This window comes from Rhodospirillaceae bacterium (genome assembly GCA_002728255.1).
In the GTDB taxonomy this organism is placed as follows: Bacteria; Pseudomonadota; Alphaproteobacteria; order UBA7887; family UBA7887.
In genome coordinates, this window is sequence record PBWV01000034.1 from 1 (window position 1) to 20,118 (window position 20,118).

General features: G+C 48.1%; 23 protein-coding genes. 7 read left to right on the top strand and 16 right to left on the bottom strand.

Going from position 1 to position 20,118, the window contains the following annotated elements; genetic code table 11:
- Positions 1–308: 308 nt before the first annotated feature.
- Entirely contained in the window at positions 309–1,187 is an 879-nt protein-coding gene (locus CMM32_08575; protein MBT06951.1) for a gluconolactonase, read from the top strand.
- A gap of 111 nt (positions 1,188–1,298) precedes the next feature.
- The gene (locus CMM32_08580) at positions 1,299–2,096 is read left to right on the top strand and encodes a 4-hydroxy-3-methylbut-2-en-1-yl diphosphate synthase (protein MBT06952.1); all 798 of its coding nucleotides are present in this window, start codon (positions 1,299–1,301) and stop codon (positions 2,094–2,096) included.
- 35 nt (positions 2,097–2,131) lie between these two features.
- Here the strand turns inward: CMM32_08580 and CMM32_08585 are convergent, their stop codons facing one another.
- Positions 2,132–4,165 (bottom strand): hypothetical protein, encoded by a 2,034-nt coding sequence (locus CMM32_08585; GenBank protein MBT06953.1) that lies wholly within the window; start codon positions 4,163–4,165, stop codon positions 2,132–2,134.
- 61 nt (positions 4,166–4,226) lie between these two features.
- Positions 4,227–4,817, bottom strand: coding sequence for a hypothetical protein (locus tag CMM32_08590; GenBank protein ID MBT06954.1), 591 nt, complete (start codon positions 4,815–4,817; stop codon positions 4,227–4,229).
- Between the two features lie 151 nt (positions 4,818–4,968).
- Between CMM32_08590 and CMM32_08595 the strand changes: the two genes are divergently transcribed.
- Both CMM32_08595 and CMM32_08600 read left to right on the top strand, forming a co-directional pair.
- On the top strand, positions 4,969–5,655 hold the full coding sequence (locus CMM32_08595) for an MBL fold metallo-hydrolase (protein ID MBT06955.1): 687 nt from the start codon (positions 4,969–4,971) through the stop codon (positions 5,653–5,655).
- A 20-nt stretch (positions 5,656–5,675) separates the two neighbouring features.
- On the top strand, positions 5,676–7,226 hold the full coding sequence (locus tag CMM32_08600; protein MBT06956.1) for a hypothetical protein: 1,551 nt from the start codon (positions 5,676–5,678) through the stop codon (positions 7,224–7,226).
- Here CMM32_08600 and ccmI read toward each other — a convergent pair.
- The 9 genes from ccmI to ccmA form a co-directional block, all read right to left on the bottom strand.
- The gene (gene ccmI, locus CMM32_08605) at positions 7,223–8,638 is read right to left on the bottom strand and encodes a c-type cytochrome biogenesis protein CcmI (protein ID MBT06957.1); all 1,416 of its coding nucleotides are present in this window, start codon (positions 8,636–8,638) and stop codon (positions 7,223–7,225) included. The two genes, CMM32_08600 and ccmI, sit on opposite strands and share 4 nt — an antisense overlap.
- Positions 8,639–9,115 carry a cytochrome C biogenesis protein gene (locus CMM32_08610; protein ID MBT06958.1) on the bottom strand — a complete coding sequence of 159 codons (477 nt, stop codon included), beginning with the start codon at positions 9,113–9,115 and terminating at the stop codon, positions 8,639–8,641.
- A complete protein-coding gene (locus CMM32_08615; GenBank protein ID MBT06959.1) occupies positions 9,112–9,654 on the bottom strand; it encodes a DsbE family thiol:disulfide interchange protein in 543 nt (180 codons plus the stop codon). The genes CMM32_08610 and CMM32_08615 overlap by 4 nt, the downstream gene beginning before the upstream one ends.
- 6 nt (positions 9,655–9,660) lie before the next feature.
- Positions 9,661–11,652, bottom strand: a complete 1,992-nt coding sequence (locus CMM32_08620; GenBank protein MBT06960.1) for a heme lyase NrfEFG subunit NrfE — start codon at positions 11,650–11,652, stop codon at positions 9,661–9,663.
- Positions 11,649–12,092: a cytochrome c maturation protein CcmE gene (locus CMM32_08625; protein ID MBT06961.1), complete on the bottom strand. Its 444-nt coding sequence runs from the start codon at positions 12,090–12,092 to the stop codon at positions 11,649–11,651. Before CMM32_08625 ends, CMM32_08620 begins: the two co-directional genes overlap by 4 nt.
- Positions 12,082–12,282 carry a heme exporter protein CcmD gene (ccmD, locus tag CMM32_08630; GenBank protein ID MBT06962.1) on the bottom strand — a complete coding sequence of 67 codons (201 nt, stop codon included), beginning with the start codon at positions 12,280–12,282 and terminating at the stop codon, positions 12,082–12,084. The genes CMM32_08625 and ccmD overlap by 11 nt, the downstream gene beginning before the upstream one ends.
- Positions 12,266–13,024, bottom strand: coding sequence for a heme transporter HemC (locus tag CMM32_08635; protein MBT06963.1), 759 nt, complete (start codon positions 13,022–13,024; stop codon positions 12,266–12,268). The genes ccmD and CMM32_08635 overlap by 17 nt, the downstream gene beginning before the upstream one ends.
- A 25-nt stretch (positions 13,025–13,049) precedes the next feature.
- Positions 13,050–13,715, bottom strand: coding sequence for a heme exporter protein CcmB (gene ccmB, locus CMM32_08640; GenBank protein MBT06964.1), 666 nt, complete (start codon positions 13,713–13,715; stop codon positions 13,050–13,052).
- The gene (ccmA, locus tag CMM32_08645; GenBank protein MBT06965.1) at positions 13,712–14,317 is read right to left on the bottom strand and encodes a heme ABC exporter ATP-binding protein CcmA; all 606 of its coding nucleotides are present in this window, start codon (positions 14,315–14,317) and stop codon (positions 13,712–13,714) included. The genes ccmB and ccmA overlap by 4 nt, the downstream gene beginning before the upstream one ends.
- Before the next feature lie 86 nt (positions 14,318–14,403).
- On the opposite strand from ccmA, the gene CMM32_08650 reads away from it, so the two are divergent.
- The 3 genes from CMM32_08650 (at position 14,404) to CMM32_08660 (ending at position 16,881) form a co-directional block, all read left to right on the top strand.
- Positions 14,404–14,637, top strand: coding sequence for a hypothetical protein (locus CMM32_08650; protein ID MBT06966.1), 234 nt, complete (start codon positions 14,404–14,406; stop codon positions 14,635–14,637).
- Positions 14,638–14,750: 113 nt separating this feature from the next.
- The gene (locus CMM32_08655; protein ID MBT06967.1) at positions 14,751–15,914 is read left to right on the top strand and encodes an alcohol dehydrogenase; all 1,164 of its coding nucleotides are present in this window, start codon (positions 14,751–14,753) and stop codon (positions 15,912–15,914) included.
- A 34-nt stretch (positions 15,915–15,948) separates the two neighbouring features.
- The gene (locus tag CMM32_08660; GenBank protein MBT06968.1) at positions 15,949–16,881 is read left to right on the top strand and encodes a branched-chain amino acid aminotransferase; all 933 of its coding nucleotides are present in this window, start codon (positions 15,949–15,951) and stop codon (positions 16,879–16,881) included.
- 97 nt (positions 16,882–16,978) lie between these two features.
- Here CMM32_08660 and CMM32_08665 read toward each other — a convergent pair whose 3' ends face one another.
- From CMM32_08665 to pgsA, 5 genes are all read right to left on the bottom strand, one after another.
- Positions 16,979–17,425, bottom strand: a complete 447-nt coding sequence (locus tag CMM32_08665; protein ID MBT06969.1) for a molybdenum cofactor biosynthesis protein MoaE — start codon at positions 17,423–17,425, stop codon at positions 16,979–16,981.
- Positions 17,422–17,688: a molybdopterin converting factor subunit 1 gene (moaD, locus tag CMM32_08670; protein MBT06970.1), complete on the bottom strand. Its 267-nt coding sequence runs from the start codon at positions 17,686–17,688 to the stop codon at positions 17,422–17,424. The genes CMM32_08665 and moaD overlap by 4 nt, the downstream gene beginning before the upstream one ends.
- A 29-nt stretch (positions 17,689–17,717) precedes the next feature.
- On the bottom strand, positions 17,718–18,998 hold the full coding sequence (locus CMM32_08675) for a molybdopterin molybdenumtransferase MoeA (protein MBT06971.1): 1,281 nt from the start codon (positions 18,996–18,998) through the stop codon (positions 17,718–17,720).
- On the bottom strand, positions 18,985–19,503 hold the full coding sequence (mobB, locus tag CMM32_08680) for a molybdopterin-guanine dinucleotide biosynthesis protein B (protein ID MBT06972.1): 519 nt from the start codon (positions 19,501–19,503) through the stop codon (positions 18,985–18,987). Before mobB ends, CMM32_08675 begins: the two co-directional genes overlap by 14 nt.
- The gene (gene pgsA / locus CMM32_08685) at positions 19,504–20,085 is read right to left on the bottom strand and encodes a CDP-diacylglycerol--glycerol-3-phosphate 3-phosphatidyltransferase (GenBank protein MBT06973.1); all 582 of its coding nucleotides are present in this window, start codon (positions 20,083–20,085) and stop codon (positions 19,504–19,506) included. It lies immediately after the preceding gene.
- Positions 20,086–20,118: the final 33 nt, after the last annotated feature.

Consider the following 20,118-nt stretch of genomic DNA (forward strand, 5'->3'; position numbering starts at 1 on the left):
TATCTCTATGTTGGAAACTTTGTGGACAGAGATATTTCAGTTCTGAAAGTTGACGGCACTTCGGTGACTAATACTGGAACGATCCTTAAATTACCGGCTAACCCCGCCTCAATGAGGGGTCGCAATCCATAACCCAAAGCGTAGGTTCCTGCTACAAGTAGTGTGCGCGCACAGAGAGTTGAGGGAAATGGATTCCGATATTAACATAAATATTGAGCTTGCTCTTATTGTAGCTGGCCTAATGGGCCACGGGTTAGCTTTGGTCTATGCCATGGGTGTTCACAAAGTAAAAATGGAGGATATTAGCAATGACCCGCTATAAAGACCTGGATTTCGAGGTTTTCTCTCCGGTGCGTAACGAACTTGGAGAAGGACCAATCTATGACAGCACAACTGCCGAACTTATCTGGTTTGATATTGTTGGTCAGGTAATGTTTATTGGAAATACAAACCAGGGCACACTTAGATCCTATGGATTTGGCGAACCCGTTTCGGCTGCTTTTCTTACTAACTCGGATATTTTGTTAGTTGCTGCGGCAAGCGGGGTGGTTGCTTTTAACAGGACAACGGGGCGGCGGACAGCTAATCTTTCCGTTGAAGCTTGCAATAGCCTAACACGCGCCAATGACAGCCGCACCGCTCCAAATAATGCCATCTGGCTGGGTACGATGGGGCTCGGCCAGGAAAGCGGGGCGGGGTCTATTTACCATCTACGAAACGGGGTCTGCACCCGCTTATTTGAGAAAATCACTGTCCCCAATGCGATCTGTTTTTCGCCAGATGGGGAAACAGCTTATTTTTGTGATACACCGAAGCGGTTGATTATGAAAACGCGGATTGATCCCGAGACAAGCCTTCCAGTAGGGAAACCATCCGTCTTTATTGATCTCACATCGGAAAAGTTGAATCCGGACGGTGCTGTCATAGACAGCGAAGGGTCCCTTTGGAACGCCCAGTGGGGAGCAGGCCGTGTTGCTTGCTATGATAGTGGAGGGCGTTTTATTCGGGCCGTAGAACTACCGGCGACGCAAATAACGTGCCCTGCTTTTGGGGGGGACGACTTGAAATATTTGTATGTCACCTCTGCCTATCAAGGAATTTCTCGCTGGGAACAGCCTGAAGCCGGTGCGGTATTTGTTATCGAACTAGATGTGCCTGGCCTCGCTGAAAGGCGGGTCGACCTATAACAAGATTGAAATATATGGCTAATGTATCCAATGGACATTACCCATAGCGTTATAGAAGTACTAGGTTCCTGCTCCAGGTATAGGCCTTAGCCTATAACGTTCGTGGCAAGCATGTTTGATGGTCACACAGTATGGGAGAGAAAAGTAATGAATGGCTTACAGGAATTTCGGAAAAAGATGGATTCAGGAGTTCAGTGTTTGGGCCCAAGTATTACCCTTAAGGACCCAGTTATTGCCGAGGCGCTCGGTCCGGATTCGGATTTTCTATGGATAGATACGGAACATAGTCCCATGACCATAGAAACGGTGGCGGCGCATTTACTCGGGGCGAGAGCCTGCAATAAACCGGCACTAGTGAGGGTACCTGGAAGTTCTACAGAAAGCATTAAACCGATCCTAGATTCAGGGGTTGATGGTATAATAGTTCCGCAAGTGACCAGCGTTGATGAAGTAAGGAAGGTCGTGGCGGATTGTCGGTATCCCCCAACTGGGAAACGGGGATTTGGGGTCCGACGGGGGACGAATTATGGGCGTCAAGCATTAGATCAATACTTGGCCGAATCTCCTGAAAAGTTATTTGTTGCGGTGATGCTGGAGCATGAAAATGCTGTTAGAGACATAGAAGAAATTGTCAACGTTCCCGGGTTAGATTCAGTTGTTATTGGGACCATGGACTTGAGCGGTTCATTGGGGCACCTTGGCAATCGGGATCATTCGACAGTTGTTTCAGCTATACAAACGGTTATTGATGCAGGTCGACGGAAGAATATTTTTGTCGGCATGGGACTCGGTTACGAACCAGAACTTGCCCGTCACTGGATGGCGCAGGGAGTGCAGTGGATGCAGTTTGGCTGTGATTATGAGTACATTGTACACGGGGCTTCACGGTTGTTTAATTCTGTTCGCTAAGTTCTGGGTAGCCAAGTGTTAACCTGGTTTCATCTTTATTCCACTTGATGTGCCTTTAGCACCTCTTGATCGAACTCAACGCCAAGCCCGGGGCCGCTGGGGGGGGTGATATAGCCATTCTCAAAGACCAGGGGTTCCTTGAAAATTTGCTTGTGCAGCGGGCCCATATTAGCTTCCTGGATTAAGAAGTTTGGAGAAGAGACATCGAGCTGTATCGCAGCAGCAAAAACAACCGGCCCACAATACATATGGGGCGCTATCATTGCATAATGGGCTTCCGCCATACCCGCAATTTTCTTTGCTTCAGTGATCCCACCACACTGCCCTACATCAAGCTGAAGAATTTGGGCAGCTTGTTTTTCCAAGACTTCAGAAAACTCATATTTTGTTACCAGGCGCTCCCCGGTAGCTATGGGTATGTTGGTGTGGGCGGCAATACGAGCCATCTCACTGATATTTTCCGGCATAATTGGTTCCTCAAACCAAAATGGGTGGTAAGGCTCCAAGTAGTGAGCAACTCGAATAGCACTGTACGTTGGCATCTGGCCATGCGTCCCAATGGCAACCTCCAAGCGATTACCAACAGCATCTCGTATACTCTGAAAAATTTTCGCTGCATGCTCAATTTTCCACAAAGGAATATCACGGATAGGATGTAAGGGCATAAATGGATCTAACTTACATGCCGTATTACCTTCTTCCAGTAATTGAAGTGCAACTTCACCAGCTTTCTCCGGATGTTTGTCGAAATCAATATCTGGCATGTAAGCATAAGCGCGAAGCTTTTTGTGATACTGGCCACCCAATAATTGATAGATAGGTAAATTAGCCACTTTACCTTTAATATCCCAAAGTGCCATGTCGATGGCACTGATGACTGGGGTGGCATATAAACTTGGATGTCGCAAATCATGCCAGGTTCCGTACATCTTATCCCAGATTAATTCTGTATTAAGGGGATCTTCCCCAAGGACAATTTGACCTACTANCTCCTTAACTAGGTTGACTTGAGATTTGAGATCCTCGAGGCGGNCCGAAAATGCACTCCCNGCGATNCGNTCNCCTATACCCGTAATTCCTTCATCAGTTAGCAACTCTATGAANAGAAAATACCTNCCCCCAACATATTTTTCCNCNNCTACNGGCTTTTCNGCTTCCACCACNGTNGTNTTNACGCCTGTTACNNTCACTTTTNNCCCCNTCCNCNAAATTCTCCCANTAGAACATTNCCGANNTTTCANNTACCACATNACACCGCCACCNGTATTCATATCCTGNCCNGTTATATTTGGNGAATCTTCTGANGCNAAGAANACNGCCATACGAGCAGCATCATCTGGCCCTGAACCCTTNTCCACATANTCNTCATCNGNACACCATCTCCCAGCCAATACTTGGTTNGAATTTTTCGCTGNAAGATTCCGTCTGAAANCCTCCTCATCAAAATCNTTATTCATATATTCCGCCCGCGCTCTAATAAGTTCTACNGTTCGGTCTTCATGCCCCCCCGGACATATGGCGTTAACAGTAATGTTGTAACGCCCAACATCCGCNGCCAAAGTCCGCGTAAAGCCAATCACNCCCATNTTTGATGTTGCATAAGGAGTTCTATGAGAGAGAGGCTGCTTTCCTGTGCCAGAGCTAAAATTGATAATTTTNCCCGAACGCTTGCGGATCATNTCCGGAAGAACTGCCTTACAACAGAGNAANAGTGANTCGAGGTTAATATCNAGTGTTTGTTTCCATTCAGCTAGNCTCATATCCCAAACGTCTTTCGTCGGCCCCGCAATCCCCACNACATTGGCCAGGATATCTATNGTGCCAAAATGGGCCATAGTATGATCAACCAACTGNTGCACTTGGTCTTCCTTCGACACGTCGGTTTGAGAGCAAAGAACTTTACCGCCCGCTTTTTCAATATCAGTACCCACCTGATTTTCTAGCTCACCAACTGGCAAAATATCGCAAATAGAAACCAAGGCCCCCTCTTTTGCAAAGCGTTTGGCAATTGCCTCTGCATGACCACGAGCCGCTCCTGTGATGAGAGCCACTTTCCCTTCTAATCTCATATTTCATCCCTCTTATACATTTTTTGCTTTTGTCCTAGTCAGGGCCATATCCGCGCAAACCCTACTTGCCACATCCTGAATTGGTAATGCCGTGAGACATTAAGGTATCACAAAATATTGCGCCTTCCAGCGTTGCTCTATCAAAATTGGCCCCCGTCAATACAGCGGCAGAGAAATTAACCTTTTGNAGCGACGCCCCATGTAAGTTTGCCTCCGATAGGTCGGCGCCCTCGAGGTTAGCATTCTGGAGATTGGCAAAACCAAAACTTGCGCCCAGTGATTCCACTTCCTGCATATTGGATTCGGAAAGGTTAGCAAAGCTAAAATTCGCATCTCCCAAAACAGCCCGTCTAAAATTAGCCCCCTGTAAACTCGCTCCCCAAAGATCTGCCCCAGTTAAGTTTGTTTCCTCTAACCGTGCCCCATCCANCTTGGCTCCACCAAGGCGCGCTTTTTGAAGCATGCTGCCAACCAGGTCCGCCCCACGCAATTTAGCCTCGCGCAAATCTGCCCCCCTCAAATCACACTCCCGACAGGAATTTTTCTCTAGAAGTTGCTCTAGGTCNNNCTCGTCGAACGCCCAGCACCTTCCACCAACTATGTTCGGGACTGTTAAAATTAAAATAAGGGTAGCCAAGGATAACAAAGGCATTACATCACAAGATTTTTGTTTGAACCACTGCTTTACAGAATTCTATAATAAGATCACAAGAAATAAGCGTATTCTATGNTATTGCCCATAGTATAGGCAGACATTGTCTANTTTCGAGCCAAAGATACTCGCNAAACCAGGATGAAAACTGATGGCCGTCGATTATGAAATTATTGTCCAGGGGAACAATCTGAGACTACAAAATGGCTTTCTTGGACTGGCCAACGCAACCCTTATAACCTGCGATTCTGGGCCCATACTTTTTGATGTGGGCCATTATTGTAACCGCTCCACCCTNCTAAATAACCTCAAAAAACGTGGNATGAAGCCATCCGACATAAAACTTGTATTTTTATCNCACCTACATTTTGATCACTGTAATAATGTGGATCTTTTCCCTCATGCAAAAATTTTAGTGAGCGCGAAAGAGTGGACCTATGTGGATGCGCCCCACAAAGAGGACCTATACATTCCCTGGATGATCAAGGAACAGCTTAAGAAACACGACGTTACCTTGATCGACGGAGAACACGAAATAACAAAAGGAGTGAGCTATTTCCCCGCNCCGGGCCATACGCCAGGCTCTTTTGGCGTACAGCTCAATACTGAGGAAAATGGCTGCGTTGTATTGGCAGGTGACTCCCTAAAGTACCCGAAAGAGGCGATAACCGGGGAATGTGATATGGCGTTCGGCACCGCCGAGTCGGGCACCAACACTATTTCGCGCATTCTCAAAATCGCTGACCGGATAATTCCCGGTCATTTCCCAGAACTTGTAAAGCAGAATGGACGATTCACCTGGAAAGATACTGCTGAACTCTCCTTGGTAATACGGTAAAACAGACCTATGACGCACTCATGCAACTGATTGATTTTTTTGACCGCGGCGTACAAATCGCCCCTAACCGAAAAGCTTTCATAGACGCTGAGAACGAATTTACCTACCTAGATGCCCAACAGCGGTCCTACCAAATTGCTAACGGCTTAATAAAAGCCGGAATCCAGCCCGGGGAATCGGTAGCCATTTACTGTCCCAACAACGCTTTAGCCTTTATCTGTATCTTAGGAATTCTGCGTGCCGGTGCAGTGTACGTTAACTTAAACGCACTTAGCCCACTAGAAGAAAATATTTTTGTATTACAAGACCGCGACGCGAAATATCTTTTCATCCACAGCAATTTTGAGTCTCATCTAAGCCAAATCACCAAAAGTACGCCTACGCTAGTTGGCTTCACTGGCATTGATAAAAAAATAGAATGCTCACTATCCTTAATGGAGTGGATGGCGGAATTCCCACCTGAATGCCCCCCTATTAAAAGAGGCGAAGATGACCTTGCCTGCCTCTTTTCAACAAGTGGCACCACAGGCCGATCCAAAGCATCTCAACTTACTAATAAAGTCATNGAAACTATGATTGTTAATGCTAATCATGCAATGCCTTTCAACACTGCTCCTGTACACCTAATCGCTGCACCCTTTACCCATGCGGCAGGGCTCGCTGCCCTCTGGCTATTTCCTCTCGGCGCGACAAATGTAATCATAACACGAGCTGACCCTCTTCAAATCATGGAAGCCATCGAACTGCACAAAATTAATGTCCTCTTTCTGCCACCTACTGTTATCTACATGATGCTCACACACCCACAGGTCAACACGTTTAACTACGGCTCACTTCGTTATTTGATCTATGGGGCAGCCCCTATGTCAGTGGACAAATTGCACCAAGCTATGGACATTTTCGGTCCCGTCTTGACCCAACTGTATGGGCAGGCTGAGGCGCCTATGATGTGTACTCTCATGACACCTTCCGAACACACACTGTGGTTGAAAGAAGGAAAGCTCGAGCGGCTAGCGAGTTGTGGGCGCCCGTGCTTACGAACAACCCTGGCCATAATGGATGATAGGGGGAATTTACTAGGGCCAGATGAAATTGGCGAAATTGTCGTAAGAGGAAACCTGATAACACCCGGCTATTATAAAAATCCCTCGGCCACAGAAAAAGTCAGGGCTTTTAATTGGCACCACACCGGGGACATCGGAAAGACCGATGAGGACGGCTACTTTTATATTGTTGACAGAAAAAACGACATGATCATCTCCGGAGGATTTAATATTTACCCCGCTGAAATAGAACAGGCGCTATTATCGCTTCCTCAAATACAAGATTGTGCAGTGGTTGGAATCCCTGACGAAAAATGGGGCGAGGCCGTAACAGCTGTAATAGAAGTGATTCCTGGCCAAACATTGGTAAAGTCAGCGGCTCTCCAGCACTGCCACAGGAGACTGGGTGGCGTAAAAACTCCTAAAAATATAGTCGTATGGAACCAACTACCCCGCAGTCCCGTAGGCAAAGTCCTCCGAAGAGAAATTAGAGAGAGCTTTTGGAGAGGGCACAACCGCCAGATTTAACCTCCTAACTCTCCTAATCTTCTTTTGACCTCCCGCGCATTAGGGCTATCAGGGGGAAGTAGGTTTANCAAAGTCTCCCATAAGGTTCTGGCCTCATCGGTTCGCGATTCTTGGTATGCCGCCAAACCCAGGTACCAGAGAGCATCCATACGCTCGTTATCTAATTCAAGAATTTTCTGATAATTCATCTGGGTGATCTTGGGAACGGACCCATCACCGGATCTCTCCAATGCGATTTGTGCTTGGGCCTCTAATGCAACCACATCGCTAGGGCTTAGATCCAGGGCACGGCCATAAGCTGCTTCCGCTTCCGTCAACTCTCCTAATACCCGGCGTGCATTGCCTAATCTTTTCCAGCCTTCTATATCATCTGGCGCAGTCTCCAATCTAGTTGCCAGCCGTTCCACCATTCCGCGGATCATTTCCCCTCTCTCATCCGCAGTCATCTGACCGGCAGCCTCTACCTGCTCCCTCGTGGGCCCAGGGGCGGCAGTAACGGCTCGCNCTTCCTCCTCTTCATTAAGTGGCTCCGCGGTATCGCCCGTAATTTCGGTGTTAGTTGAAANTTCTAGTTTTTGGGCCAAGGCCTGCAGACGCGTTCTCAATTCTGGCAACCAAATATCCTCTGAGTTTGAGTCAGACGCGAGGTCACTCCACACATCATAGGCCCGCTCAAGATCGCCGGCCTGCTCCCGTTCTAAGCCAACAAAAAATCTAGCTATTTTGTTTTTGGGGTCCAACCTCAGAACCCTTTCAAACTCTCCCCTAGCGGATGGTGTGACCCTCCCTTTTTGGCTAACAACAATTGCCTGGGCCAAAGACATCAGCACATCGACATTATTAGGTGCAAGAACCGCAGCCTCCCGATACGCGCTAACAGCGTCGCTGAAACGCTCCATGAAAGCATAAGTTCGTGCCAACAAAATCCAGCCTTCCAGATCCTCTGGGTTGTCTACAAGCCTGGATGTTAAGCTNGCCACAGCATTATCAAACTCACTGGCCCCTATTCCANCATCCTCAGAAGCGACCCGCTCGACAAAAGGCTGGTCCGCCATCAGCGGACTGCCTAATTGATAATATATGAACCCCGTCAACATCGGGACCGTTACACAAAGAATGATCAGTGAACCCCTAAACTGAGNAGATGAGGGGTTTTGCCCGTGACTNAGAAGATCTCGATTGCTACCTGCCGCCAATATCCTTCGCTCGATTTCTGTGCAGGAATTTTTATAGTCGCTCTCAGAAAGTACGCCCCTTTTGTAATCTAACTCGACATCTTTTAGCTGCTCTCTATAAACCACCAAATCATAGTCAGGCCGCAACGGTACGGTACCTTTTGTACGAATAAGTGGCCTACCCAAAAGAAAAACACTAACAACCACCATTGCCCCTAAGGCAAACCAGACAACCATTTAAGCCCCACCTTCCTCATCTTTAATTAAGTCTTCAATGCGCCTCCGTTCGGCAGCAGAAAATTCACTTAACTCGGGGCGTTCACGGGAGACACCTCTCAACCAAAAACCGATAAAGATAAAAGCGCATAAAGTTATTATCAGTGGCCCAAACCAAAGCAAATAAGTTTGTGGTTTGACAGGAGGTTTCAACAAAATAAAATCTCCATAGCGCTCTACCAGGAACTGCTTCACACTCAAATCCGAGTCACCTGCGGCAACTCGTTCCCGGACTAACACTCTTAAATCTTTAGCCAGATCCGCATCAGAGTCAAAAACTGACTGATTTTGGCAAACTAGACATCTGATCTCTTTGGCTAATTCCCGCGCTCGTTCCTCTAAAATCGGNTCATCGAGAGGCTCATCCGTATCAAAGGCGTTGGCCTCAACAAATCCCCATAGGAAAAAGACAACCGCCCCGACTAGATAGTTTTTCATTCGCGAAGGTTCCTAATAAGTGGCAATAGCTCTCTACTCCAATCTTCTTCAGAAATAGGGCCCACGTGCTTGTATCGGATCCTCCCCTCCCTATCTATGACGAAAGTCTCTGGAACACCATAAACACCTAATTCGATGGCAACTCGCCCATCACGATCCGCACCAATCCTTGTAAATGGATCACCAAGCTCCGTGAGCCAGTCTCGGGCGATAGCGGGATCATCCTTGTAATTGATCCCATACAAATTGATATTATCCATTCCTGCAATTTCCATGAGCAATGGATGTTCTATACGGCACGGCCCGCACCATGAAGCGAAAACATTCACCAACGTGACTTCTCCACTCAAATCAGCAGAAGCTAATGGGGCGGTCTGAGAATCCAGTGGCGCAAGATCAAAATGCGGGACAGCCTTATCTATAAGAGCAGTTGGGACGAGAGCAGGGTCCAACGATAAGCCACGAAGCAAAAAGCCACAGAGTACTACGAACACCGCAGTTGGAAGCAAATAAAGAATCCTACGATTACCTGAAAACATTCCTAATCACACGTTTGTTGCCACTCGATTATTCGCTTTTCCAGACATAATCCTATGAGGGGCACCCACTCGATGTCTGCGATCACTTAGAGAAATTACTCCTCCCAAGGCCATCACCAATGAGCCTAGCCAAATCCAAGAAACAAGGGGATTGAAATAAAGNCGAGCAGACCAGCCCCCTTGGGCATCGGGTTCCCCCAAAACCGCATATAAATCGCCGCGCCAGCCTGTGTATATAGCTGCCTCTGTGGTTGGCTGCTGCTGCACCGGATAAAACCTGTTTTCAGGAAACAACTGAATAGCATCACGTGTATCCCGTTTAACACTAAAGTGACCGCGCTCACCCGAATAGTTTGGNCCTTGGATTTTTTCTACTCCATGGAAAACAAACTCGTACCCTGACACAGATACGGTTTCGCCAACCTGTACTACTCGCAACACTTCGGTACGCCACGCACTGGATGCCGTAATTCCTGCCACCAAGAATGCCAGCCCGATATGGGCCACATTCATACCATAAATCGATCTAGGCGTCCGCATAGCCTTGGAAAGACTCACACGGATAGGGTCCCTAAACAATCCAACCCTTGCACCCATATCAACTAAAACCGCTATCCCGACCCAGGCACTAAGGGCTATTCCCAGTGTTCCTAAGAACGTGCTTCCCCACGTCTCATAAAGACACCAAGCCACAACCAGTAGTGTTAGNATTGCAACAAACTTCATCCTCAAGAAGACCCCATAGAGATCAGTCCGCTTCCAAGTCAACACCGGCGCTATTCCCGCAAGTACCACAAGGGGTGTCATCAGAGGAATGAACACCGTATTAAAGTATGGGGGCCCAACCGAGATTTTTCCTATACCCAACGCGTCCACAAACAACGGGTAGAGGGTCCCTAACAAAACCGTTGCCGCTGCCGACGTCAGCAACAAATTGTTCAACACTAAGCCCCCCTCTCTCGAAACAGGAGAAAACAAACCTCCTGCCTTCAATTGCGGTGCCCGAATGGCAAACAAGCTAAGAGACCCTCCCACAACAACTACTAAAAAGGCCAAGATAAACACCCCACGTTCAGGATCCGTTGCAAATGCGTGGACGGAAGTGAGCACTCCCGAACGAACAAGAAAAGTCCCCAAAAGACTGAGCGAAAACGTCACGATGGCAAGTAATATTGTCCATGCCTTAAGAGCATCCCGTTTTTCACACACAATCGCGGAGTGTAATAGAGCTGTCCCTGCCAACCACGGCATGAAAGAAGCATTTTCTACGGGATCCCAGAACCACCACCCCCCCCAACCTAATTCGTAATACGCCCACCAACTCCCTAGGGCAATTCCAATAGTCAGGAAACTCCACGCCACCAAAGTCCATGGCCGCACCCAGCGGGCCCATGCAGCATCCACCCGCCCCTCGATTAACGCTGCTATAGCAAACGAAAAAGCAATGGAGAAGCCAACATAGCCAAGGTAGAGGAAGGGTGGGTGGAAGGCGAGACCAGGATCCTGCAAAAGAGGGTTCAGTCCGTTACCATCCAAGGGAACCGGGAAAAGACGCTCAAATGGGTTTGAGGTGAATAAAGTAAACGATAGAAAACCAACTGCAATCAAAGCCTGCACCGCTAAAACACGGGCACATAAAGTGGGAGGCAAGTTCCCACCGAAAAAGACTACTGCCGCCCCAAAAGTCGCAAGAATAAGCACCCAAAGCAGAAGCGACCCCTCGTGATTTCCCCAAACTCCGGCGATTTTGTAAAGCATAGGTTTCGCTGAGTGCGAGTTTTGCGCAACATTAGCAAGAGAAAAATCGGATGTCACATAAGCGTTCATGAGAGCTAAAAACGCAATCGAGATAAAAAAGAATTGTANTAACGCCGCTGTTTTACCAATAGCCATTAGCTGCCCGTCACGTCTAGCAGCCCCTATCATTGGCGCTGTGCCTTGGACGAGAGCAATGGTCAACGATATTATTAAGGCGATGTGNCCAATCTCTGAAATCAATCTCCACTCTCCTTCCATTGGCCCGACTTCTTTAATGCCTCAGCAACCTCCGGGGGCATATAGTTCTCATCGTGTTTTGCCAAAACCTCGTCCGCCACAAAACTCTCTGGGCTCTGCAGATAGCCTTGGACAATAACGCCCTGTCCCTCTCTAAACAAACTCGGAAGGATACCGGTGTATGTTACCGCAATGCTCTCAGAGAGATCTGTGATACGAAAACGGGTCGTAAGACCATCTCCCTCCGAGACCACACTTCCCTCTTGCACCAAGCCACCCACCCGAATTCTCTGTTCTGCCGCCAAGGGCTGCTTAGCGATCTCGCTAGGGCTATAGAAAAAAACTAAATTATCCTGAAAAGCAAAAATAACGAGACAGACTGCTAGGCCCAACGAAGTCATGCCTCCACCTACAAGATATAACCTCCGCCGTTTAGGGGTCATCATGGGCACCTGCCTCCCTCCTTGTTTGACTATGCTTGTCCCCTAACAGTTCTAACCGCTTTTCAACACTCCGTTTGCCAACAAGCATTACCAAAGCAAGGCCACCAAGGAGAATTGCCGCTGCAGAGTATGCCGACCAAATAAAAATTCCATCCCCACCCATCCAAAGATATTCATTCAGAGCTTCCAAGCTGAACTCCTTTCTCTGCCCGCATTCGATGGTCTGCTCTCACACGGGCTGCCATAATTTCTGTTCGAACCCCCAGTAGAAGAAATGTAATTAGGTAACACAAATAGGCTGCTGCCATGATCATCAGGGGCCACATCATAGACTCATGAATAGCGGGCGAAGACAACTTTGAAACGCTAGCTCCCTGGTGCAGGGTGCGTAAATCCAGAAGATCAACCGAAAATTTTATTATTGGAACAAATATGAACCCCACNATGGCAATTAGACCGGCAGCCCTCGCTCCTTTNGCCATATCATCAAAGGCACCATATAGAANCAAGTAACCGACAAACAAAAAAAACAAAATTAATACTGATGTCAAGCGAGCGTCCCAAACCCACCATGTGCCCCACGTTGGCTGCCCCCAGAGAGAGCCCGTTATCAAACAAATTAGCGTGAAGGAAGCGCCTATAGGAGCAACACTCCTAGCCATTACGTTAGCCAGAGGATGTCGCCAAATAAGCGCGGTGGCCGAGAAAGTAGCCATGAGAGTGTAACTCAATAAGGCCATCCAAGCGGCAGGGACGTGAACATACATAATACGGACCGTTTCACGTTGCTCGTAGTCCGGAGGTGAAACAAACAAAGCTAGATACAATCCTATCGGAAAGAGCAAACAGGTTAGGAGCCCTGCCACAGGAACAATCAGCGACGAAAGCCTNATAAACTGATTAGGGTTTCCATATCTATGTAGATTNATCATTTAATAATCACACCAAGCTACCGGCTTATTCTGCGGCTAGCCGTAAAGCCGCCGCCGCAACAAAAGGACAAATTACCAGGCATATCAAGAAAAAGGCTCCCAGTAATGCTATCAGTGGGGTGTAATTTAAGCCCACCAGAGCTAGGTCGATCGCGTTCGCACTCATTATCAAGATTGGAGTGAGCAATGGTAAAATCAAGAGCGCTACAAGCACTCCGCCTCGGCGGGCACCAATGGTCAGAGCAGCGCCCACGGAGCCCAGCAAGCTAATCGTTGGAGTTGAGATAACCAGTGTAATTATCATCACGGCAAATCCAGAAAGAGGTAGGTTCAGCAATATTCCCAAAATAGGAGCGACCATTATTAAGGGCAAGCCCGTGACCATCCAATGGGCGCAACACTTGGCTATCACAATAGTCTCCAGGGGAATAGGCGCTACGAGCANCAAATCCAGACTACCATCATCAGCGTCCGACTGAAACAGCTGGTCTAAGGACAACATAGCGGCTAGCAATGCCGCTACCCAAATGATACCTGGGGCTATCTTCCTGAGTGTATCGACCTCGGGCCCCACTCCAAGAGGGAATAGAACCACCGCCAAAACAAAAAACATTACAACTGAAAAAATATCACTGGAACTCCGCCAAGCCATTAACAAATCGCGCTGCACCAATATCCACCAAATTCTCATGCCGACCCCAATCCTAGGGAAATTGTCGCAGCTTCCTGTAGTTTTAACTCTCCATGAGTTGCCGCAACAACGACACCGCCCGTTGCCCGATGGGCCTCTATGGCATCGACCAAAGCTNCCACTGACTCCTCATCAAGGCCGATAGAGGGCTCGTCCAACAGCCATATTGGCCTCCAAACCGTCAATAAATTAGCTAATACTACCCGCCTCTTTTGACCCGAAGACAACAATCGACCCGGGACATCTCCAAGATTCTCCAGTCCAAAGGCCCTTAAAGCTGGCGTTATTTCCCCACCACCATGCAATTCCGCCCAAAATTTGATGTTTTCAAAGACACTAAAGACTGGTTTAAGGGGATTTAAGTGGCCAACATAGTGCATGGCCATCCTATAACCTTCTGCTCTATAAACCTTCTCGCCCTGACACTCCACGTAGCCTTCTGATGGACTTAGCAAGCCTGCAATCACTCGTAAGAGGCTACTCTTCCCGCTCCCATTAGGACCATTAAGTATTAGGGCTCCACCGGCCTCAATAGACCAATCCATCCCCTCAAAAAGCAAGGTATCACCCCGTCTAAGGCCAAGATTTACCGCGTTTAAAATTGTTTCNGGCTCCTGCTACCAAAATAATATGCTAAACTTTCCAAAGAGCATACCCGCTTAGCATAGTCCGTCTGGATGTGCTAGGCATGAAAACCAAGGGACAAAGCGGGATGGACAAAGACGAACTCAATATAAATATACGAAAATTCCTAAAGAAATTAGGCATAAAATCTCAACGAGAGATGGAGGAAGCTATCACTAAGGCTGTCAATTTAGGCGATCTCGAAGGCAATGAGCGATTAGCGGTTACCGCACGCATTTCCCTCGAAGGAACCGATATTGACTTTACGANTACTGAGGAAATTGCCTTAACTAAGTAGACCTTCATCCCTGCGATCCTTGCTGTTCCCCATACTCCAACTCTTTAACAGGAGGGCCGAACTGGAGCATATGTGGTTCTTTTAACCATTTCTTAAACTAGGAGTAGTCATCCATGACAATTGCTACGATTACGTTACCACGCTTAATGATGGTTGGGGGTGGTGCCCATAAAGAAATTGTAGTGTCTCTTAAAAAACTTGGTGTGGGGAAACCACTAATCGTCAGTGATCCATACATGGCCAAGTCAAATATATTGTCTAAAATTACCGACATACTAGATGGATCCCAAATTAAATGGAAATCTTTCGTAGACACCGTGCCTGATCCGACAACTGATGTAGTTGGCCGCGGATCCAAAATTCTAAGGGATGGCGACTTTGATAGCTTAATAGCTCTCGGTGGCGGGAGCCCCATTGACACCGCGAAAGCAATGGCGGTTCTAGCCACCCACGGAGGCAGTATGCGTGAATACAAGGTGCCCAACCAAGTGGATGAAACTAACTACCCCATCATTGCCATCCCAACCACCGCTGGGACCGGCTCTGAAGTCACGAGATTTACTGTTATAACAGATACAGAAACAGACGAAAAAATGCTATGCATGGGCCTGGCTTACGTCCCTCAGGCTGCACTGATTGANTATACCTTGACACTCTCCATGCCACTGCGCCTAACGGCCGATACTGGGATAGACACTCTCACGCATGCAATAGAAGCATACGTAAGCAAAAAGAATAATCCGTTTGCCGATAGTATGGCAAAATCATGTATGGAGCTGGTTTCGCGCCATTTACGAAACGCGTATAGAGACCCCCTGGATGCGGCAGCGCGAGAAGGGATGATGCTAGCTGCAACCCAGGGAGGCATGGCTTTCTCGAATTCTTCGGTCTGCATGGTTCACGGCATGAGCAGGCCTCTAGGGGCCCACTTTCACGTGCCACACGGCCTTTCCAATGCCATGTTACTACCTAGTGTAACAGCTTATTCCGCCCCCCAGGCAATAACACGTTATGCAGATTGCGCCAGAGCGATGAAAATAACTGAAAAANGCGACACTGACCCAATAGCAGTTGAAAAACTAATTGAGGAGCTTGAGTTACTTAATGTCGACCTAGAAGTCCCGAGCCCCAGCGAATATGGAATTGGCAACAATAAATACTTTAGTTTATTAGAAACCATGGCTGAACAAGCTTTGGAATCGGGATCGCCCAGCAATAATCCACGCGTTCCATCATCGGAAGATATCATTGCCATCTATGAGGGGCTCTGGAAGTAAATATTTTTGGGCTTGTTGACAGGTGTTCGAGCGGATGTTAGCCAGCTTATCCACCTCAGTTAATGGCGCCAGAAAAAGAGGGAAGAATAAGGCAATGCAAAGCTATGATGACGTTGAAGGCCTGATTTGGTTTGATGGCCAGATGGTACCCTGGCGTGAAACGAAAGTGCACGTTCTAACCCACGGCCTGCACTATGCCAGCGCCGTGTTTGAAGGTGTACGATCCTACAACGGAAGGATATTTAAGTTAGAGGAACANACNAAGCGCCTGTTTCACTCNGCAAGTACCTTAGGCTTTGAACTTCCCTTTTCAGAAGCAGACATTAATACTGCGAGTTACCAGGTACTAGAAGATAATAAGATAGCAGATGGTTACTTGCGCCCAGTCGCGTGGCGCGGCAGTGAAATGATGGGTGTTTCCGCCCAAGCCTGCTCTATTCACACAGCGATAGCTGCCTGGGAGTGGCCTTCTTATTTCACCCCTGANGCACGGCTAAAAGGCATCCGTCTACAATGGTCTAAATGGAAGCGCCCATCCCCCGAGACGATCCCAGCCAAAACAAAGGCCGCAGGATTGTACATGATTTGCACATTGAGCAAGCATGAAGCTGAAGCCGCCGGCTTCGATGATGCCCTGATGCTTGATTGGCGCGGGCGCCTAGCGGAGGCAACAGGTGCAAATATTTTCCTAGTAATGGATGGAGCCCTGCACACGCCAGCGGCTGATTGCTTTCTTGATGGTATAACGAGACGGACGGTAATAGATATCGCCAAGGCCCGCAATATTGACACCATAGAACGAATTATCATGCCTGAAGAGCTCTCTGAAGCAGATGAAGTTTTCGTGACTGGCACAGCAGCAGAGGTAACTCCCGTCCGACAAATCGGAGACGATTTACACTTCGAAGTTGGGCCAGTCAGCAAGCAGTTGATCAATGATTACACAGACATCATCAACAGCCAGTAGCTTCCCTCCTTTGAAAGGTTGGATCTAAAAGAATCTATTTGAAATTACACCCTCAAAGCATACCAGCAAGGAACCCTTTTCCAGCCTTCTCGATCGGCTAATCCCGCCATTTCAACTTGGCTTGATCATCGCTCTCACGAGCCTCAACCCAACCACCTGCCCGCTCATCTTCTTCATATTTCCAAAAAGGGGCATCTGTTTTAAGCCAATCAATCAAGAAATGGCACGCCTCCAATGCTGCATCCCTGTGGGCGGAGGCAGTAATTACTAAAACAATTTGTTCCCCAACTGCCAACTTCCCATAACGATGGACAATCAAAACATTAGCTAAGTCCCAGCGCGCTCTCGCCTTTTGCTCAATATCAGCTAATTTACGCTCCGTCATACCCGGATAATGCTCCAAAGTCATAAAACCNTCAGGGCCCGACCCAGTATCGCGCACTACACCAACAAAGCTGGCAAGCCCTCCAACAGCAAAATCCCCCTCACAAATCTCCGCTATTTCTGCACCAACATCAAATTTTCCCTGCTGAATACGAATCACGTACCACCACCCAGTCCGCCTGTTACCGGCGGGAAAAGCGCAACTTCATCGTCTGGAGCAAGCACATGGTCAAAAGTGACATACTCCTGATTGACCGCAACACGCACTACTGATCGGTCCTGCAGGGCGTCTCGATAAGCCGGCCCACGCTGACCAAGCCAATCCAGGAATTCACTCACAGTAGTTACCTCCTCCGGCAACTCCAACATCTCCTCACCAATTCCTATTTTGGTTCTAAGCCACGCAAAATACAAAACATTCATGAATTACAATCTTCCCATTCTTCTATTGCTCAGCCAAACTCGCCGAATGGCAGAAACTGTACCACGCTACCCTCAAGAAGATACTCCATTTCTTCTGGCAATTCGATTAGCCCGTCTGCCAACGAAATAGCCGACAGAATTCCTGCGCCCTGCTTGCCCGCTGGATAGGCCGCTAGCTCGCCCCCAGCCTCTTGATTAAGAACACATCTCAAATACTCACGCCGGTTTGGCTTTTTCTGGTAGGAAAAGCCAGCCACTACAGGATAAAGCCTCGGCGACAGACCCTCCGCTCCCGCTAATCGCATAATTAACTCTCTTCCAAATTGGAGAAAGGTAACAATAACAGCCGCTGGATTTCCCGGTAGCCCCAGATAGGGCACCACTCGACCTGCAACACCGATAGTGCCCAAGGCCAAGGGACGTCCCGGCTTAATAGCTAGCCGCCAAAAATCAATTCGGCCAATTTTTTCGATGGCAGCACGAATATGGTCTTCCTCACCAACAGAAACACCCCCCGAACTTACCAACACGTCATGAGACTGGGCGGCCTGAGCAATAGCTCCTCGACATTCCTCTAGTTTATCAGGCAAAATCCCAAGATCGGTAACTACACAGCCCAAAGACTTTAGAAAACCCCTTAAAACTATACGATTAGAATCATAGATTTGACCGGGGCCCAGAATTGATCCCGGCTCACAGACCTCATCACCGGTAGAAAACAAGGCAACCTTTAGTCTGGCATATATGCCTACGTCTCCAACTCCCACGGAGGTTATCAGTGCCTGATCAATTGCAGTTATTTTCCGCCCTGCTCTCAAAATAACAGCTCCTGCCAGAACATCTTCCCCCAGCGGCCGCACATTGGCACCTTTTGGAATACCCGGGGGGATCCAAACTCTATCGGCCGACCCGCGGCAATCTTCCTGCATTACTACAGTGTCTGGTCCGGCACCTTCCTCGCCCTCAGGGATCATGGCTCCAGTAAAAACACGAAGTGCCATCTGTCGTTTAGCTTGTTCCAAAAAGGGATGGCCAGCCGGAACTCTACCTTGCAACCTTAGCTCCGTTTCCCCTTTGGGATTGAGATCAGAGTGATACACAGCATATCCGTCAACCGCGGAGTTAGTATGAGGAGGAACATTGGCATTAGCCCTGACATCGCAGGCCAGTATTCTGCCTCTGGCCTCTCCCACCTCAATCCTTTCAATCGCACAAGTAACCTTCAAACGGGACCTGATTAGATCTAGCCCCTCTTCTAAACGCATTAGCTCACCGCCGTGAACAAAACAATCCTGACTAAGTTGGGTCATAATTTGGCACGACTATCTGATAACGGCTTACCACAAACCTTGCCAAGCCTTNGACATCATTAGGCCCAAAGACTTTTTGCTCACTGGATGGAAGNTCGTCATCTGTAACCACCGCCACAATCCTAGAATCTCCAGTGCAAAGNAGCGGCTTTCCTAACTGGGNTCGATACACCTCAATTTTCTCATGGCCACCAAATTTAAAACCTTCAACCAAGACCAAATCCACGTTCGACATCTTTTCTAACAGCTCCTCCAACGAGGGTTCATCCTCGCACCGCAACTCATGCATTAATGCCCATCTTTTGGCGGAACCCACGAGGACTTCACGAGCGCCAGCCGCCCGGTGCTTAAAAGAGTCCTTTCTTTTTTTATCGATATCAAATTCATGATGCGCATGCTTTATCGTGGAAACGCTTATACCATAACCAACAAGGACCCCAATCAACCGAGTTATCAGCGTGGTCTTCCCGCTACCGCTCCAACCAGCTACTCCAAGAACCTGCATTTAGGACCTGTTCTCTAGGCGTTGTTTTCCCGCAAAAGAGCGGACCTTAAAGCAATAGTCACAGCCTGTAACCAAGGTAAGCAAAGCTGCAAGCCAGAAAAGCGCCAATCCTATCAATTCTAACATGAGACGCGGCGGGTTTGGAAAATTCTCATTCCCTACCGCCAAAAGTACGGCTAAAGCGATAAATTGTAGTGTCGTCTTCCACTTGGCCAAGGAAGTTACCTCCAACTTCTGGCCAACTAAGGCCAGATATTCTCGCAATCCTGAAACNACTAACTCCCTACCTATAATAACGACAACCGGAACCAGGGGCGCTATCCCCTGCCACAAAAGTAATAACAAGACCGAGGCAATCATCAATTTATCCGCTATGGGATCGAGCATCCTTCCNAATTCGGACACCACATTGAACCGACGGGCCAAAGCCCCATCCAAGTAGTCTGTGAGACCAGCAACCACAAAAATAGAAAGAGCCAGCCAATTTGACCACCCAGAAGGCAACAAACAGGTGCAAAGTAAAATAGGCACAAACATCAGCCGCAATATAGTAAGACCATTAGGTAAGTCGCTAAGGTGCATTGTTCCCCATCTCACACATTAAATAATCTTAAC